General features: G+C 40.4%; 18 protein-coding genes. 16 read left to right on the plus strand and 2 right to left on the minus strand.

Annotated elements, in window-relative coordinates:
- The first annotated feature begins 1 nt into the window (after position 1).
- A complete protein-coding gene (locus OC529_RS10200; RefSeq protein ID WP_041171089.1) occupies positions 2 to 466 on the plus strand; it encodes a GNAT family N-acetyltransferase in 465 nt (154 codons plus the stop codon).
- Positions 463 to 1,020 carry a GNAT family N-acetyltransferase gene (locus OC529_RS10205; RefSeq protein WP_262082095.1) on the plus strand — a complete coding sequence of 186 codons (558 nt, stop codon included), beginning with the start codon at positions 463 to 465 and terminating at the stop codon, positions 1,018 to 1,020. The genes OC529_RS10200 and OC529_RS10205 overlap by 4 nt, the downstream gene beginning before the upstream one ends.
- Positions 1,021 to 1,313: 293 nt before the next feature.
- Here the strand turns inward: OC529_RS10205 and OC529_RS10210 are convergent, their stop codons facing one another.
- The gene (locus OC529_RS10210) at positions 1,314 to 2,480 is read right to left on the minus strand and encodes an IS30 family transposase (RefSeq protein WP_262081844.1); all 1,167 of its coding nucleotides are present in this window, start codon (positions 2,478 to 2,480) and stop codon (positions 1,314 to 1,316) included.
- Positions 2,481 to 2,687: 207 nt separating this feature from the next.
- On the opposite strand from OC529_RS10210, the gene mltG reads away from it, so the two are divergent.
- The 13 genes from mltG (at position 2,688) to OC529_RS10275 (ending at position 13,637) form a co-directional block, all read left to right on the plus strand.
- Positions 2,688 to 4,352: an endolytic transglycosylase MltG gene (mltG, locus tag OC529_RS10215; protein ID WP_262082096.1), complete on the plus strand. Its 1,665-nt coding sequence runs from the start codon at positions 2,688 to 2,690 to the stop codon at positions 4,350 to 4,352.
- Positions 4,353 to 4,413: 61 nt separating this feature from the next.
- Positions 4,414 to 4,896 carry a transcription elongation factor GreA gene (greA, locus tag OC529_RS10220; RefSeq protein WP_000818760.1) on the plus strand — a complete coding sequence of 161 codons (483 nt, stop codon included), beginning with the start codon at positions 4,414 to 4,416 and terminating at the stop codon, positions 4,894 to 4,896.
- 75 nt (positions 4,897 to 4,971) lie between these two features.
- Positions 4,972 to 6,336 carry an amino acid permease gene (locus tag OC529_RS10225; RefSeq protein WP_173282867.1) on the plus strand — a complete coding sequence of 455 codons (1,365 nt, stop codon included), beginning with the start codon at positions 4,972 to 4,974 and terminating at the stop codon, positions 6,334 to 6,336.
- Between the two features lie 100 nt (positions 6,337 to 6,436).
- On the plus strand, positions 6,437 to 6,847 hold the full coding sequence (locus OC529_RS10230) for a GNAT family N-acetyltransferase (protein ID WP_173274610.1): 411 nt from the start codon (positions 6,437 to 6,439) through the stop codon (positions 6,845 to 6,847).
- A 44-nt stretch (positions 6,848 to 6,891) separates the two neighbouring features.
- Positions 6,892 to 7,050, plus strand: coding sequence for a hypothetical protein (locus tag OC529_RS10235; RefSeq protein WP_173274609.1), 159 nt, complete (start codon positions 6,892 to 6,894; stop codon positions 7,048 to 7,050).
- A gap of 255 nt (positions 7,051 to 7,305) precedes the next feature.
- Positions 7,306 to 7,506, plus strand: a complete 201-nt coding sequence (locus tag OC529_RS10240; protein ID WP_001054562.1) for a F0F1 ATP synthase subunit C — start codon at positions 7,306 to 7,308, stop codon at positions 7,504 to 7,506.
- 34 nt (positions 7,507 to 7,540) lie between these two features.
- Positions 7,541 to 8,257: a F0F1 ATP synthase subunit A gene (gene atpB / locus OC529_RS10245; protein WP_000392851.1), complete on the plus strand. Its 717-nt coding sequence runs from the start codon at positions 7,541 to 7,543 to the stop codon at positions 8,255 to 8,257.
- Between the two features lie 13 nt (positions 8,258 to 8,270).
- A complete protein-coding gene (gene atpF / locus OC529_RS10250) occupies positions 8,271 to 8,765 on the plus strand; it encodes a F0F1 ATP synthase subunit B (protein ID WP_112444247.1) in 495 nt (164 codons plus the stop codon).
- Entirely contained in the window at positions 8,765 to 9,301 is a 537-nt protein-coding gene (locus tag OC529_RS10255; RefSeq protein WP_173274608.1) for a F0F1 ATP synthase subunit delta, read from the plus strand. Before atpF ends, OC529_RS10255 begins: the two co-directional genes overlap by 1 nt.
- A 14-nt stretch (positions 9,302 to 9,315) precedes the next feature.
- On the plus strand, positions 9,316 to 10,821 hold the full coding sequence (gene atpA / locus OC529_RS10260; RefSeq protein ID WP_023942963.1) for a F0F1 ATP synthase subunit alpha: 1,506 nt from the start codon (positions 9,316 to 9,318) through the stop codon (positions 10,819 to 10,821).
- A 15-nt stretch (positions 10,822 to 10,836) separates the two neighbouring features.
- Positions 10,837 to 11,715, plus strand: a complete 879-nt coding sequence (locus OC529_RS10265; protein WP_173253307.1) for a F0F1 ATP synthase subunit gamma — start codon at positions 10,837 to 10,839, stop codon at positions 11,713 to 11,715.
- 85 nt (positions 11,716 to 11,800) lie between these two features.
- Positions 11,801 to 13,207 (plus strand): F0F1 ATP synthase subunit beta, encoded by a 1,407-nt coding sequence (gene atpD, locus OC529_RS10270; protein ID WP_000094360.1) that lies wholly within the window; start codon positions 11,801 to 11,803, stop codon positions 13,205 to 13,207.
- Between the two features lie 10 nt (positions 13,208 to 13,217).
- Positions 13,218 to 13,637 (plus strand): F0F1 ATP synthase subunit epsilon, encoded by a 420-nt coding sequence (locus OC529_RS10275; RefSeq protein ID WP_000068041.1) that lies wholly within the window; start codon positions 13,218 to 13,220, stop codon positions 13,635 to 13,637.
- Positions 13,638 to 13,683: 46 nt separating this feature from the next.
- Here the strand turns inward: OC529_RS10275 and OC529_RS10280 are convergent, their stop codons facing one another.
- Positions 13,684 to 14,697: a lactonase family protein gene (locus OC529_RS10280; RefSeq protein WP_262082097.1), complete on the minus strand. Its 1,014-nt coding sequence runs from the start codon at positions 14,695 to 14,697 to the stop codon at positions 13,684 to 13,686.
- A 196-nt stretch (positions 14,698 to 14,893) separates the two neighbouring features.
- Here OC529_RS10280 and OC529_RS10285 point away from each other — a divergent pair, with 196 nt between their 5' ends.
- Complete coding sequence (locus tag OC529_RS10285; RefSeq protein ID WP_173253538.1) at positions 14,894 to 16,870, plus strand: peptide ABC transporter substrate-binding protein; 1,977 nt, start codon at positions 14,894 to 14,896, stop codon at positions 16,868 to 16,870.
- Positions 16,871 to 17,080 lie beyond the last annotated feature (210 nt).

Raw genomic sequence — 17,080 nt, forward strand, 5'->3', positions numbered from 1 at the left:
CATGGAAATTCCCATTAAGATCATTCAGGCAAGCAAGTCTGATTTGCCTGAGATAGAGGCACTTCAGACCTCGTCTTTTCCAGCTGAAAAGCAGCAACCTTCCCATATCTTAGAAGAAAGTATCCGTAAGTGTGCGGATACCTTTCTTCTAGCTAAGGATGAAAATCAACTTTTAGGCTATATTTTATCAAGTCCCCAGTCAGACAATCCGCAATGTCTAAAAGTACATTCTTTAGTCATTGAGTCTGACCATCAGAGACAGGGCTTGGGAACACTTCTTCTTGCAGCCTTGAAAGAGGTGGCAGTTGAGCTGGATTACAAAGGGATTCGTTTGGAGAGTCCTGATGAGCTGCTTTCCTATTTTGAAATAAACGGTTTTGTTGATGAAGAAGCAACTTTGCTCTATGCAACTAGCCAGGGCTATAGTATGATTTGGTTTAATCCCTTTTATCTGGAGGAACAATGAAAATCAGACAAGCAAGATTAGAAGATTTGGATCGGATTGTTGAACTTGAATTTGAAAATTTTTCGGTCGAAGAAGCCATTCCTCCTTCTGTCTTTGAAGCACATTTGAGAGAAATTCAGACCTCTTTTCTGGTTGCTGAAAAAGAAGGAAGAATCATGGGTTATATCGAAGGACCAGTTGGCCTGCACCGCCATCTGCAAGACCAGTCTTTTACAGAAGAAATAAAAGACTATAGTCATGAGCCTGGTGGTTATATCTCTGTGACCTGTCTGTCTATTGCCAAGGAGGCACAGGGACTCGGACTGGGTCAGAAATTGCTGACAGCCTTGAAAGAAGTTGCTCTTGAAGATGAGAGAGATGGCATTAATCTAACCTGTCATGACTATCTCATCGCCTATTATGAAAAACATGGATTTGTCAACGAAGGCCAGTCCCAGTCAACCTTTGCAGGGGAAACATGGTATGATATGGTCTGGGAAGCTAATACTCTTCGAAAATCAAATTCAAACCACGTCAGCGTCGCCTTACCGTACTCAAGTACAGCTTGCGGCTAGCTTCCTAGTTTGCTCTTTGATTTTCATTGAGTATAAAAAATGGTAAATTCCCAAACTAAGTTCCACCGCTAGTAGAAGTGGAAGTTAATCTGATAAAAATTGTAAAAACCAGTGGAAATCCATGTCAGGGTAAGTTCCACTGGTTTTACTAATGCTTGATTTTATTGTTTTTGTAGCCGAAAGGAATCGAAAAAAAGAGCGCACAAAATCCCCTCATCTGAAAGCGTTTCAGATTAAGTTCCGCTATGGTGGAAGTTAGTGTGAGACGTTTGAATAGGGTTTTAGGTTAGTTTTTAGAACTTATGTTGGAGTAATGTAGACGACTGACAGACGTCTTCTGCAGGTATTTTAGAAATGCCGAGAAGCTTAGGAATTTCTTCTCCATAAGTAAAGGCAAAGAGTTCATAAGCTGACTTTCCATTCAAAGCAGCACGTTTGACGCTGTTGACATGAGAGCAGACGAGATTGATGTCCTCTTGAGTTAAGTTGTCAAAGGAAATTCCCTTTGTTAGGATGTCGCGAATCAAGGTGTGATTTTTCTCGATTCTCCCTTTCTGGTCAGAGCGATTAGGGTCACAAAAGAAGAGTTTACTCTCTCCTCGCACATCCATTTCGATGTCATCAACCCTTGCAAACTCTCCACCATTATCGGTAAGAATGACAGGGAAGAGTTGGAAGAAATCTTTGTCAGCTTGGTGAAGAGTGTTCTTGATGTCATAGAGGTGTTTGGTAACCTCAAGGGCAGTTTTATTATCCAGCAGTCTAGCGAAGATACAGTTACAGAAAGATAGATTGAAGGTGAGTAGGACTTTACCTCCCATTCTGCCCATAACGGTATCCATTTCTAGCCAAGAGTCTAGTTGATTAAGGGTTAAATAATTTAGGAAATCCTCATAGGAACGGCCTTTTTTAGCTTCTTTAGGGATGGGAGGTAGCTTACTTTTTCTTCGTTCTTTAAATTTAACGGCTCTGGTTAGGTCAATAGGAGCGATAGACAGGTAACCTTTTCGGATGTGTCGATAGACAGTTGAGGAGCTGACATCAAGATTGTGAGTTTTGAGGATATGATAGATGTGTTGTCCCTTTTTAACACCATCAGAAATGACTTTGTCCATGTCCCAGAAGGTCTTAGAATTGAGGGGAGTTCCTTCACGAGCTTCTACAAGAGTTTGTTCGTATTGTTTTTGAGCTTGTTTAGCGAGGTAGAAAATCTTCTTATAGCCACAATTCTGTCTTCTTTTAAGGCATCCGTTACAGACAAAGGGAGCTTTGTCGAGCAGAGGGCAAGGGAGGTTATCACAAGTAGACTCTCGGACTTGTCTGTTTCGTTTGACTTCTTTAGAAACAGTAGTCGGGTCTTTTAGAATAAGTTGCCCGATCGCTTTGAAGGTTTCACCGCGCTCTAAGCCTAATTGGATGTCATTACGGTCTGAAAGGGTAAGGTGTTTATGTTTTGTCATAGTGAATCTCATTTCTAACTCAAACGTCTCACACTTAATTCCACCATAAAAATCCGTTTTAGACTAATTTCCACTTTGGTCAGGCAAGTGGAAGTTACTTTGAGAAGTTACAGAGTATAAAAAATAAGCTAGGAAAAGTATCATAGGTTGCTTTTCTTGGACTTTTAAGATATAATATTATGGATTGTCAACAAGGAGGAAAAACTTTTGAGTGAAAAGTCAAGAGAAGAAGAGAAATTAAGCTTTAAAGAGCAGATTCTGAGAGATTTAGAAAAAGTAAAAGGCTATGATGAAGTTCTGAAAGAAGATAAGGCAGTAGTTCGCACTCCTGCAAATGAACCTTCAGCTGAAGAACTCATGGCTGATTCCTTGTCAACGGTAGAGGAGATTATGAGAAAAGCTCCTACCGTTCCTACTCACCCAAGTCAAGATGTACCAGCTTCTCCAGCAGATGAGATTCAAAGAGAAACTCCTGGTGTTCCAAGTCATCCAAGTCAAGATGTACCTTCTTCTCCAGCGGAAGAAAGTGGATCAAGACCAGGTCCAGGTCCTGTTAGACCTAAGAAATTTGAAAGAGAATACAATGAAAACCCAACAAGGGTAGCTGTTTCCTATAAGACGGCAGAGAAAAAAGCAGAACAAGCAGGTTCAGAAACACCTACGCCTGCTACAGAAACAGTGGATATCATCAGCGATACACCACGTCGTAGCCGTAGAGAAGGAGCAAAACCCGTTAAGCCTAAGAAAGAGAAGAAGTCACATGTGAAAGCCTTTGTGATTTCATTCCTTGTATTCCTTGCCTTGCTCTCAGCAGGTGGTTACTTTGGTTACCAGTATGTTCAGGCATCTTTACAGCCTGTGGATGCTTCATCGAAACAATATGTGACTGTTGGAATTCCAGAAGGTTCAAACGTTCAAGAAATCGGTACGACGCTTGAAAAAGCTGGTTTGGTAAAGCATGGTCTGATTTTTAGCTTTTATGCTAAGTATAAAAATTATACCGATTTGAAAGCAGGTTACTACAATTTGCAAAAGAGTATGAGTACAGAAGACTTACTCAAAGAGTTGCAAAAAGGTGGAACAGATGAACCACAAGAACCTGTCCTTGCGACTTTGACAATTCCAGAAGGTTATACCTTGGATCAGATTGCTCAAGCTGTGGGTCAATTGCAAGGTGACTTCAAAGAGCCTTTGACAGCGGATGCTTTCCTAGCAAAAGTTCAAGATGAGACGTTTATCAGTCAAGAAGTTGCCAAATATCCGAGTATACTTGAAAGCTTGCCTACAAAGGAAAGTGGCGTTCGTTATCGTTTGGAAGGATATCTTTTCCCAGCTACTTACTCTATCAAGGAAAGCACAACTGTTGAGAGCTTGATTGATGAGATGTTAGCTGCTATGGATAAGAACCTATCTCCTTACTATAGTACTATCAAATCTAAAAACTTGACTGTCAATGAGTTGTTGACCATTGCTTCCTTGGTCGAAAAAGAAGGTGCCAAGACAGAAGATCGTAAGCTCATTGCCGGTGTATTCTACAATCGTTTGAATCGTGATATGCCACTTCAAAGTAACATTGCAATTTTGTATGCCCAAGGAAAACTGGGGCAAAATATCAGCCTAGCTGAGGATGTTGCGATTGATACCAACATTGATTCACCTTATAATGTTTATAAAAATGTAGGTCTCATGCCTGGTCCAGTCGATAGTCCAAGTCTGGATGCGATTGAGTCAAGCATCAATCAAACTAAGAGCGATAACCTCTACTTTGTAGCAGATGTCACAGATGGCAAGGTCTACTATGCTAACAATCAAGAAGACCACGACCGCAATGTCGCTGAACATGTCAACAGCAAATTAAACCAAACAAACTAAAATTATGTGATACTTCACATAATTTTCTTTCGAAAATATCATCAGAAGAAAGTTGAGAAAAATGGCAGAAAAAACATATCCTATGACCCTTGAGGAAAAGGAAAAACTTGAAAAAGAATTAGAAGAATTGAAATTAGTTCGTCGACCAGAAGTGGTAGAACGCATTAAGATTGCCCGTTCATACGGTGACCTTTCAGAAAACAGTGAGTACGAAGCAGCGAAGGATGAACAAGCCTTTGTTGAAGGACAAATCTCTAGCTTGGAAACAAAAATCCGCTATGCTGAAATCGTCAATAGCGACGCAGTTGCCCAGGACGAAGTAGCGATTGGTAAAACAGTCACCATCCAAGAAATTGGTGAGGACGAAGAAGAAGTTTATATTATCGTAGGTTCAGCTGGTGCGGATGCCTTTGCAGGTAAAGTTTCAAATGAAAGCCCAATTGGACAAGCCTTGATTGGCAAGAAAACAGGTGACACAGCAACGATTGAAACACCTGTTGGTAGCTATGATGTAAAAATCTTGAAGGTTGAAAAAACAGCCTAAAAACAGAAAAAAGGAGTGGGGAGGCTATGCGCTTCACTCACTCCTTTTTCCATTTTAAATTGAATTGGAGACGATATGAGTTCAAAGAAGAAAAAAAATAAGATGGAGCGTGGTCTAACCAATCGTCACGTGCAGGTTATGGCCATTGCGGGAACAATCGGAACAGGACTCTTTCTGGGAGCAGGTCGCTCTATCAGCCTAACAGGTCCTTCCATTGTACTGATTTATATGATTACTGGGGCCTTCATGTTCCTCATGATGCGTGCGGTTGGGGAAATGCTCTACCAAGATCCTGAGCAACATACCTTTATCAACTTTATCACGCGTCATTTGGGTAAGGGCTGGGGCTATTTCTCGGTTTGGTCTTATTGGCTATCTGTTGTCTTTATCGGTATGGCGGAAATCACTGCTATCGCACATTATGTGCAATTTTGGTTTCCAACTTGGCCGAGTTGGATGATTGAGATTGGATTTTTGACTATTCTAGCCTTGGTCAATCTGATTGCGGTGAAGCTCTTTGGAGAAGTTGAGTTTTGGTTTGCGATGGTCAAGATTGTGGCTATTTTAGCCATGATTGCCACAGGAGTCTTTATGGTCTTGACAGGCTTTAAGACACCTCATGGAGTAGCAAGTTTGGCTAATATTGCCGACAATTTCTCCCTCTTCCCAAATGGTGGAGTGAACTTTGTCATGGCCTTCCAGATGGTCTTTTTTGCCTACCTCATGATTGAGTTTATTGGGGTAACGACTTCAGAAACAAAAAATCCACGCCAGGTCTTGCCAAAAGCCGTTAAGGAAATTCCTTTGCGTATCGCCTTTTTCTACGGTGGTGCCCTCTTAGCCATCATGGCTATCATTCCGTGGCGTGAACTTGCATCGGCTGATTCTCCCTTTGTTACAGTATTTGAGTTAGCAGGTATCAAGTGGGCGGCAGCCTTGATTAACTTCGTCGTTTTGACGTCAGCAGCATCTGCTCTTAACTCAACCCTTTATTCAACAGGACGTCATTTGTATCAGATTGCCCATGATTCACCAAATCCATTCTTAAAGGCTATTAAGGCAGATACTCTTTCCCGTCACAACGTACCACAAAATGCCATCATCGCCTCAGCAATTTTGATTGCCCTAGCAGCCTTTATCAACGTATTGCCAGGTGTTTCTGATGCCTTTGCCTTGATTACGGCATCGTCGTCTGGTGTCTATATTGCCATTTATATCTTAATCATGGTGGCTCACCTTAAATACCGCAAGTCACCAGACTTTATGGCGGATGGCTATCTCATGCCCCATTATCGTTTCCTAAATCCTTTAACCATGCTCTTCTTTGCCTTTGTCTTTGTAACCCTCTTTTTACAAGAGTCTACATTTGTAGGAGCAATCGGCTCAGCTATCTGGATTATCGGTTTCGGTATTTATAGCCAGTGGAAATTTAGAAAATAGATTAAAGACTCACCAACTCAGGTTGGTGGGTTTTTGCTAGTTTGACAGTCTATTGAAATAAGACTATAATCAAGTTGTAATAGTGTTTGAGGAGGTTTAGATGTACTTTAGATTGGAAAACAAGGAGTCTCAGAAAGCACAAGAAATTGGGAATTTGATTCGTGTTTATAACCGTTCAAAACGAGAAGATGCCGAAAGTGAGCCACTTAATCTTTATGTCGAAGATGAAAAGGGCAATCTCCTGGCAGGTTTGATAGCAGAGACTTTTGGAAATTGGCTAGAAATCGAGTATTTATTTGTAAAAGAGGAATTGAGAGGACAAGGAATCGGTTCAAAACTATTGCAGCAAGCAGAAACTGAAGCTAAGAATCGAGACTGTCGTTTTGCTTTTGTCAATACTTACCAGTTTCAAGCTCCAGATTTTTATAAAAGGCATGGCTACAAGGAAGTCTTTACCTTACAAGACTATCCCTACATTGGGCAAAGATATTATTACCAAAAGGATTTGTAAGGAGAATATGAAATCATAAAGTAAAGAGGGGGCTTGACATAAGTATGAAGGAGATTCTTGATAAATACCAGTTAAATCCTACAAATTGTGTCTTTCTGGGCAATATTGGGTACAATGCAATGACAGCTGAGAAATTGGTAATCAAGTCCTATCAGGTTAAGAAAAGAAGCGATGCCGTCGATATTTTGAAATCCTATATTTAAACTTAACACTCTCTATTTTTTTAAATTGACCTTAATCCGAGATTCCCCTCTCGGATTTTGTGTTGCTTTCATTAAATTTACAGGTAAGACTTGCTAGCTTCAGTAAATATACACAAGCTTTTCAGAATAGAGTGAAATACGAAAGAAAATGGAAGTAATTTTCATTAAACGCTTCCAATGTGCAAAAAAAGTTGACAAATTTAAATTTTAGGACTACACTAAGTAAGTAAATTTTATTTTAAAGGAGAATTCGTTATGAATTTAACATTTTTAGGCTTATGTATTGCCTGTATGGGCGTATCTGTCGGTGAAGGTTTATTGATGAATGGACTGTTTAAATCAGTAGCACGCCAACCAGATATGCTTTCTGAGTTTCGTAGTTTGATGTTTTTAGGTGTTGCCTTTATTGAAGGAACTTTCTTTGTAACTCTTGTCTTCTCATTTATTATCAAATAAATACATGGAACGAGAAGAAAAGGGAGGATTTTAGATGGAAGAAAGTATTAATCCAATCATCTCTATTGGTCCTGTTATCTTCAATCTGACTATGTTAGCCATGACCTTGTTGATTGTGGGAGTTATTTTTGTCTTTATTTATTGGGCAAGCCGCAATATGACCTTGAAACCCAAAGGAAAGCAAAATGTACTTGAGTATGTCTATGACTTTGTTATTGGATTTACAGAACCTAACATTGGTTCGCGCTACATGAAAGATTACTCACTCTTTTTCCTTTGTTTATTTCTTTTCATGGTGATTGCCAATAACCTTGGCTTAATGACAAAGCTTCAAACGATCGATGGGACTAACTGGTGGAGTTCGCCAACCGCTAATTTACAGTATGACTTAACCTTATCTTTTCTTGTCATTTTGTTGACACATATAGAAAGCGTTCGTCGTCGTGGATTTAAAAAAAGTATAAAATCTTTTATGAGTCCTGTTTTTGTCATACCGATGAATATCTTGGAAGAATTTACAAACTTCTTATCTTTGGCTTTGCGGATTTTTGGGAATATCTTTGCAGGAGAGGTCATGACGAGTTTGTTACTTCTTCTTTCCCACCAAGCTATTTATTGGTATCCAGTAGCCTTTGGAGCTAATTTGGCTTGGACTGCATTTTCTGTCTTTATTTCCTGCATCCAAGCTTATGTCTTTACTCTTTTGACATCTGTGTATTTAGGGAATAAGATTAATATTGAAGAGGAATAGAAAGGAGTAACTGATGCACGTAACAGTAGGTGAATTGATTGGTAATTTTATTTTAATCACTGGCTCTTTTATTCTTTTGCTAGTCTTGATTAAAAAATTTGCATGGTCTAATATTACAGGCATTTTCGAAGAAAGAGCTGAAAAAATTGCTACTGATATTGACAGTGCTGAAGAAGCCCGTCAAAAAGCAGAAGTATTGGCTCAAAAACGCGAAGATGAATTGGCTGGTAGCCGTAAAGAAGCCAAGGCAATCATTGAGAATGCGAAAGCAACAGCTGAGAAAAGTAAGGCTAGTATTTTAGTAGATGCTAAACTAGAAGCAGGACGCTTAAAAGAAAAAGCAAACCAAGAAATTGCTCAAAACAAAGCTGAAGCTTTACAAAGCGTTAAGGGTGAGGTAGCAGATTTGACCATCAGCCTAGCTGGTAAAATCATCTCACAAAACCTTGACGGTCATGCCCATAAAGAACTCATTGATCAGTATATCGATCAGCTAGGAGAAGCTTAATGGACAAGAAAACAGTAAAGGTAATTGAAAAATACAGCATGCCTTTTGTCCAATTGGTACTTGAAAAAGGAGAAGAAGCCCGTATCTTTTCAGACTTGACTCAAATCAAGCAAGTTGCTGAAGAAACAGGTTTACCTTCTTTTTTAAAAAAAGTGACAGTAGATGAGTCTGACAAGAAAAAAACGATTGCTTTTTTCCAAGACTCTGTGTCACCTTTATTACAAAACTTTATCCAGGTTCTGGCCTACAATCACAGAGTAAATCTTTTTTATGATGTGCTTGTAGATTGCTTGAACCGACTTGAAAAAGAAACAAATCGATTTGAAGTGACGATTACTTCAGCTCATCCTTTAACAGATGAACAAAAGAGTCGCTTGCTCCCTTTGATTGAGAAAAAAATGTCTCTGAAAGTAAGGAGTGTAAAAGAAGAAATCGATGAAAGTCTCATTGGTGGTTTTGTCATTTTTGCCAATCACAAGACAATTGATGTGAGTATTAAACAACAACTTAAAGTTGTTAAAGAAAATTTGAAATAGAAAGTGGTGTTCTTTTGGCAATTAACGCACAAGAAATCAGCGCTTTAATTAAGCAACAAATTGAAAATTTCAAACCCAATTTTGATGTGACTGAAACAGGTGTTGTAACCTATATCGGGGATGGTATCGCGCGTGCTCATGGCCTTGAAAATGCCATGAGTGGAGAGTTGTTGATTTTTGAAAACGGCTCTTATGGTATGGCTCAAAACTTGGAGTCAACAGACGTTGGTATTATCATCCTAGGTGACTTTACAGATATCCGTGAAGGCGATACAATCCGCCGTACAGGTAAAATCATGGAAGTCCCAGTAGGTGAAAGTCTGATTGGTCGTGTTGTGGATCCGCTTGGTCGTCCGGTTGACGGTCTTGGAGAAATCCACACTGATAAAACTCGTCCAGTAGAAGCGCCAGCTCCTGGTGTTATGCAACGTAAGTCTGTATCAGAACCATTGCAAACTGGTTTGAAAGCTATTGACGCCCTTGTACCGATTGGTCGTGGTCAACGTGAGTTGATTATCGGTGACCGTCAGACAGGGAAAACAACCATTGCGATTGATACAATCTTGAACCAAAAAGGTCAAGATATGATCTGTATCTACGTAGCGATTGGACAAAAAGAATCAACAGTTCGTACGCAAGTAGAAACACTACGTCAGTACGGTGCCTTGGATTACACAATCGTTGTGACAGCCTCTGCTTCACAACCATCTCCATTGCTTTTCCTAGCTCCTTATGCTGGGGTTGCCATGGCGGAAGAATTTATGTATCAAGGTAAGCATGTTTTGATCGTTTATGATGATCTTTCAAAACAAGCGGTAGCTTATCGTGAACTGTCACTCTTGCTTCGTCGTCCTCCAGGTCGTGAAGCCTTCCCAGGTGATGTTTTCTATCTTCACAGCCGTTTGCTTGAGCGCTCAGCTAAAGTTTCTGATGAACTTGGTGGTGGATCAATTACAGCCCTACCATTTATCGAGACACAAGCAGGAGATATCTCTGCCTATATCGCAACCAACGTGATTTCTATCACTGATGGACAAATCTTCCTTGGCGATGGTCTCTTCAATGCGGGTATTCGTCCAGCCATCGATGCGGGTTCATCTGTATCACGTGTAGGTGGTTCTGCACAAATCAAAGCCATGAAGAAGGTTGCTGGTACACTTCGTATTGACCTTGCTTCATACCGTGAGTTGGAAGCCTTCACTAAGTTTGGTTCTGACTTGGATGCGGCAACACAGGCTAAATTGAACCGTGGACGTCGTACAGTTGAAGTATTGAAACAACCTGTTCATAAACCATTGCCTGTTGAGAAACAAGTAACCATTCTTTATGCTTTGACACATGGTTTCTTGGATACTGTTCCAGTAGATGATATTGTTCGTTTCGAGGAAGAGTTCCATGCCTTCTTTGATGCTCAACATCCAGAGATTTTGGAAACCATTCGTGATACAAAAGACTTGCCAGAAGAAGCAGTCTTGGATGCTGCGATTACAGAGTTTCTCAATCAATCTAGCTTCCAATAAGAATAGAGGTGTCAGATGGCAGTATCTCTAAATGATATTAAAACAAAAATCGCCTCAACAAAAAATACGAGTCAAATCACTAATGCCATGCAAATGGTATCGGCTGCTAAGCTAGGTCGCTCTGAAGAAGCTGCTCGCAACTTCCAAGTTTACGCTCAGAAAGTTCGCAAACTTTTGACAGACATCCTTCATGGTAATGGAGCTGGTGGTTCAACTAATCCCATGTTGATTAGCCGTCCAGTTAAGAAGACAGGTTATATCGTCATTACTTCAGACCGCGGTTTGGTTGGAGGTTATAATTCCTCTATTCTGAAAGCTGTTATGGAGTTGAAGGAAGAATACCACCCAGACGGTACAAGTTTTGAAATGATCTGTATCGGTGGAATGGGAGCTGATTTCTTTAAGGCCCGTGGTATTCAACCACTTTATGAACTACGTGGCTTGGCAGACCAACCTAGCTTTGATCAAGTTCGTAAGATTATTTCAAAAACTGTTGAAATGTACCAAAATGAACTTTTTGATGAGCTTTATGTTTGTTACAACCACCATGTCAATACCTTGACAAGCCAGATGCGTGTGGAACAAATGCTCCCAATTGTGGATTTGGATCCAAATGAAGCGGATGAAGAATATAGCTTGACTTTTGAATTGGAAACCAGCCGAGAAGAAATTTTGGAGCAGTTGTTGCCTCAATTTGCAGAAAGTATGATTTACGGTGCTATTATCGATGCTAAGACAGCTGAAAATGCTGCTGGTATGACAGCAATGCAAACAGCGACAGATAATGCTAAGAAAGTCATCAATGATTTGACAATTCAGTATAACCGTGCCAGACAGGCGGCGATTACACAAGAAATTACAGAAATTGTAGCAGGAGCTAGTGCCTTAGAATAGGGTCTAGTCCAGCTCGCATGAAAATGAACTTAGGACCTAGTTTAGCTAGGAACCGACAGTATCTTATATAGAATAGGAGAAGGAGATGAGTTCAGGTAAAATTGCTCAGGTTATCGGTCCCGTTGTAGACGTCTTGTTTGCAGCAGGGGAAAAACTTCCTGAGATTAACAATGCACTTGTCGTCTACAAAAATGACGAAAGAAAAACAAAAATCGTCCTTGAAGTAGCCTTAGAGTTGGGAGATGGTATGGTTCGTACTATCGCCATGGAATCAACAGATGGTTTGACTCGTGGAATGGAAGTATTGGACACAGGTCGTCCAATCTCTGTACCAGTAGGTAAAGAAACTTTGGGACGTGTCTTCAACGTTTTGGGAGATACCATTGACTTGGAAGCTCCTTTTACAGAAGACGCAGAGCGTCAGCCAATTCATAAAAAAGCTCCAACTTTTGATGAGTTGTCTACCTCTTCTGAAATCCTTGAAACAGGGATTAAGGTTATCGACCTTCTTGCCCCTTACCTTAAAGGTGGTAAAGTTGGACTCTTCGGTGGTGCCGGAGTTGGTAAAACCGTCTTAATCCAAGAATTGATTCACAACATTGCCCAAGAACATGGTGGTATTTCAGTATTTACCGGTGTTGGGGAACGTACTCGTGAGGGGAACGACCTTTACTGGGAAATGAAAGAATCAGGCGTTATCGAGAAAACAGCCATGGTATTTGGTCAGATGAATGAGCCACCAGGAGCACGTATGCGTGTTGCCCTTACTGGTTTGACAATCGCTGAATACTTCCGTGATGTAGAAGGCCAAGACGTGCTTCTCTTTATCGATAATATCTTCCGTTTCACTCAGGCTGGTTCAGAAGTATCTGCCCTTTTGGGTCGTATGCCATCAGCCGTTGGTTACCAACCAACACTTGCTACGGAAATGGGTCAATTGCAAGAACGTATTACATCAACTAAGAAGGGGTCTGTAACCTCTATCCAGGCTATCTATGTGCCAGCGGATGACTATACTGACCCAGCGCCAGCAACAGCCTTCGCTCACTTGGATTCAACAACCAACTTGGAACGTAAGTTGGTACAATTGGGTATCTACCCAGCTGTTGACCCACTTGCTTCAAGCTCACGTGCCTTGGCACCTGAAATTGTTGGAGAAGAGCACTATGCAGTTGCTGCTGAAGTAAAACGCGTTCTTCAACGTTACCATGAATTGCAAGATATCATTGCTATCCTTGGTATGGATGAGCTTTCTGATGAAGAAAAGACCTTGGTTGCTCGCGCCCGTCGTATCCAGTTCTTCTTGTCACAAAACTTCAACGTTGCGGAACAATTTACTGGTCAGCCAGGTTCTTATGTTCCAGTTGCTGAAACTGTACGTGGCTTTAAGGAAATCCTTGATGGTAAATACGATCACTTGCCAGAAGATGCCTTCCGTGGTGTAGGTTCTATCGAAGATGTGATTGCAAAAGCTGAAAAAATGGGATTTTAAGAGGTGATCTATGGCTCAGTTAACTGTCCAGATCGTGACACCAGATGGCCTCGTCTATGATCACCATGCCAGCTATGTATCGGTTCGAACTCTGGATGGTGAGATGGGGATCTTGCCACGACATGAAAATATGATTGCGGTTTTAGCAGTTGATGAAGTAAAGGTAAAACGTATTGATGACGAAGATCACGTGAACTGGATTGCAGTAAACGGCGGTGTTATTGAAATTGCCAATGATATGATCACAATCGTCGCTGACTCTGCAGAACGTGCTCGTGATATCGATATCAGTCGTGCAGAACGTGCCAAACTTCGTGCAGAACGTGCAATTGAAGAAGCACAAGACAAACACTTGATTGACCAAGAACGTCGTGCTAAGATTGCACTGCAACGTGCCATTAACCGTATTAATGTCGGAAATAGACTATAAGAAAAAATGAACTTGAAAATTCCAAGTTCATTTTTTATATGTTTTATTAAGGAGCAAAACGGATGCAGACTGCTTCGGGAACATGGAAGTCGTTGGAAAGTTCTGCTAGACGACCATTGTCACAATTACGTTTAAAGACAGTTGCATTGTCAGAGTCTTGGTGGACAGCAATGAGAAATTTTTGGTCAGGTGTCAAATCAAAATCACGTGGGGTCTGACCATGTGTTGGAACGATTTCTAGCAACTCTAAGCTACCGTCCGCAAGGATGGTATATACTGCGATAGAATCATGGCCACGGTTAGAAGCGTAGAGGTATTTACCGTCTTTAGAGAGACGAATAGCAGCGGTTCCATTAAAGCCTTCGTAAGCTTCTGGTAAAGTTGAAATGACCTGCATACGTTCAAATTCGCCAACGCCATCGTAGATTAAAACCTCGATAGTGCTATTGAGTTCACAAATGAGATAAGCGATTTTATAGTGGTTATGGAAAACAATATGACGAGAACCAGCTCCAGGAATACTATTGTAGGTATAGAGCTTAGATAATTTCCCTTCTTGATCAAGGTCATAAGTGATAACTTGGTCAGTACCCAAATCACAGGTCACTAGATAGTGGTCAGGTGTTAAATCTGTATAGTGAACATGGGGGGAAGCTTGATTCTCATGTGGACCTTGGCCACTGTGTTGATCTACATCACTAAGTAAAAGACTCCCATCCTCCTGACGTTTATAAACAAGGACCTGTCCTTTATGGTAGTTGGCTGCATAGACCAAATCACGCTTTTCATCAACGGCAACATAACAGTGGGGGGCTCCCTCCTCAACGACGTGATTTAATAAAGTCCCGTCAGTTTGATAGGCTGCAATGCCCCCCTTGCCATTTTGACTACCAACAGTGTATAGGTGTTGGTGCTGGTCAAAGGCAAGGTAGGTTGGACTTGGCTCAGCTGCAAAAAGTTCTAGGTTTGAAAGCTGACCAGTTTCTGTATCAAAGTCAGCCTTGTAAATCCCTTGGGAAGTACGACGTGTGTAAGTTCCAAAATAAACAGTTTCTTTCATAACTCTACCTCTATATAAAGATAAGACTATTATATCACAAAAACAAGCCAATTAAAGACATCCAATTAGATGTAAGCACTTTAAAAAATAATTGATTGGTTTTTTAAAAAACATAATAATATTGAGATTGTTTTCCTTACTTTTCTTCTTAAAAGTGCTATAATGAACTCATAAAATGTTTAAAGGAGTCCTTACTATGAAAAAACGAGTTTTTCTAGCAGCTGGTGTAGCTATACTCTCGGCAGCTATGCTAGCAGCGTGTTCAACAGGTGGTAAAGATGCTACTAAACCTGTTACCTATACCTATGTCTTCTCTACAGATCCTACGACTCTGGATTATACAGTTTCTGGTAACAAGAGTACAAAACAGGTCACAGGGAACGTTATTGACGGTCTACTTGAAAATGACCAATATGGGAATCTGGTTCCATCAGTTGCAGAAGATTGGACTGTTTCAAAAGATGGTTTGACCTATACCTATAAAATCCGTCAGGGTGTCAAATGGTATACCAATGAAGGCGAAGAGTATGGTGAAGTCAAAGCTCAGGACTTTGTAACTGGTCTGAAGCACGCAGCTGATAAGAAATCACAGGCTCTTTATCTGGTTCAAGACTCGGTTCAAGGTTTGGACGATTATGTCAATGGGAAAACAACAGATTTCTCTACTGTTGGTGTAAAAGCAACAGATGATTATACGGTTGTTTACACTTTGAACCATCCAGAATCTTTCTGGAATTCTAAGACAACAATGGGCGTTCTTGCCCCAATTAGCGAGGACTTTTTGGCTTCTAAAGGAGATGACTTTGGGAAGGCGACTGATGTAACAAGCATTCTTTATAATGGTGCCTACCTCCTCAAGGGATTGACATCTAAATCTTCCATTGAGATGACCAAAAATCAAAACTATTGGGATAAGCAAAATGTCTTTATTGATGATATTAAATTGTCTTTCTTTGATGGTCAGGATGCCGATTCTCTTGGACGTGGCTTTGATGAAGGACATTATCCAGCGGCACCTCTCTTTAAAAATTCTGCCAACTATGAACGTCTAAAAGAAAAGTACAAGGATAATATTGTATATGGTCAACAAAGAGGTGGCGTATTCTATATGTCTACTAATATTGATCGTGTAGCTTATAACCATACTGCTAAAACAAGTGATGTGGAAAAATCATCCACTAAAAAGGCTTTGTTGAATAAAGATTTCCGTCAATCCTTGGCTTTCGCTGCAGATCGTACGGCTGCAGTATCTCAAGTATTTGGGGACGAAGTGGCACCTCGTAAATTACGTACAAGTTTTACCCCTCCAACATTTGTCCAAGTTGGAGAGCAGTCGTTTGGGCAAGTAGCTAAGGAAGAACTGGATAAGTTGGATAGCGCTTGGAAAGACGTGAGTCTTGATGATGCACAAGATTCACTTCATAATGTAGACAAGGCTAAAGCTAAATTTGAAGTTGCTAAGAAAACACTTCAAGCCGATGGAGTACAGTTCCCCGTTCATTTAGACCTTCCAGTTTCCTCTACTCAGACAGATTTTATTCGTCAAGCCCAATCTTATAAACAATCCATTGAGGAAGCCTTAGGCTCTGAAAATATAGTGATTGACATTCAACAAGTTTCTGATGATGAATTGGGAAATATGACAGTATTTGCAACATCAACTGACAATATTGATTGGGATATCAATGTAAATAGTGGTTGGAGTCCTGATTATGCAGATCCATCAACCTATTTAGATGTATTTGATCCAACGTCTGGCCCAACTCTTCTAGGAGCACTTGGTGTAGCACCAGGTACAGATAATCCGGCAATCAAAGCTGTTGGTTTAGATAAGTTTAAAGAGTTAATTACGGATGCTAGTGGTGAGAAAACAGATCTGCAAAAACGTTATTCTAAATATGCTAAAGCTCAAGCTTGGTTAACAGATAGTGCCTTGGTTATTCCTGTATACTCAGATGGTGCCCAAATGCTAATAACGAAGAAAGTTCCAGGTAGCGGTGCAGATGGTTGGGTAGGTGATAAGACAAGTGAACACAGCTACAAGTACCAAAAATTACAAGACAAGATTGTAACGTCTAAAGAAATGGATGAGTTCCGTAAGAAATTTGCTGATGAAAAAGCCAAATCAAATGCTGATTATCAGAAGAACTTAGACCGTCATATTCAAGAATAATTGAATCTCCTCTTTTGAGGAGATTTTTTATGTCGCTGTCTCCATGTAATACTCAATGAAAATCAAAGAGCAAACTAGGAAGCTAGCCGCAGGCTGTACTTGAGTACGGCAAGGCGAAGCTGACGTGGTTTGAATTTGATTTTCGAAGAGTATAAGCACTTAAAAAAAGAGTTATTTTACTTCAAAAATGGTATAATGAGAGAACGATAG

Source organism: Streptococcus sp. Marseille-Q5855 (assembly GCF_946901985.1).
Lineage (GTDB): Bacteria > Bacillota > Bacilli > Lactobacillales > Streptococcaceae > Streptococcus.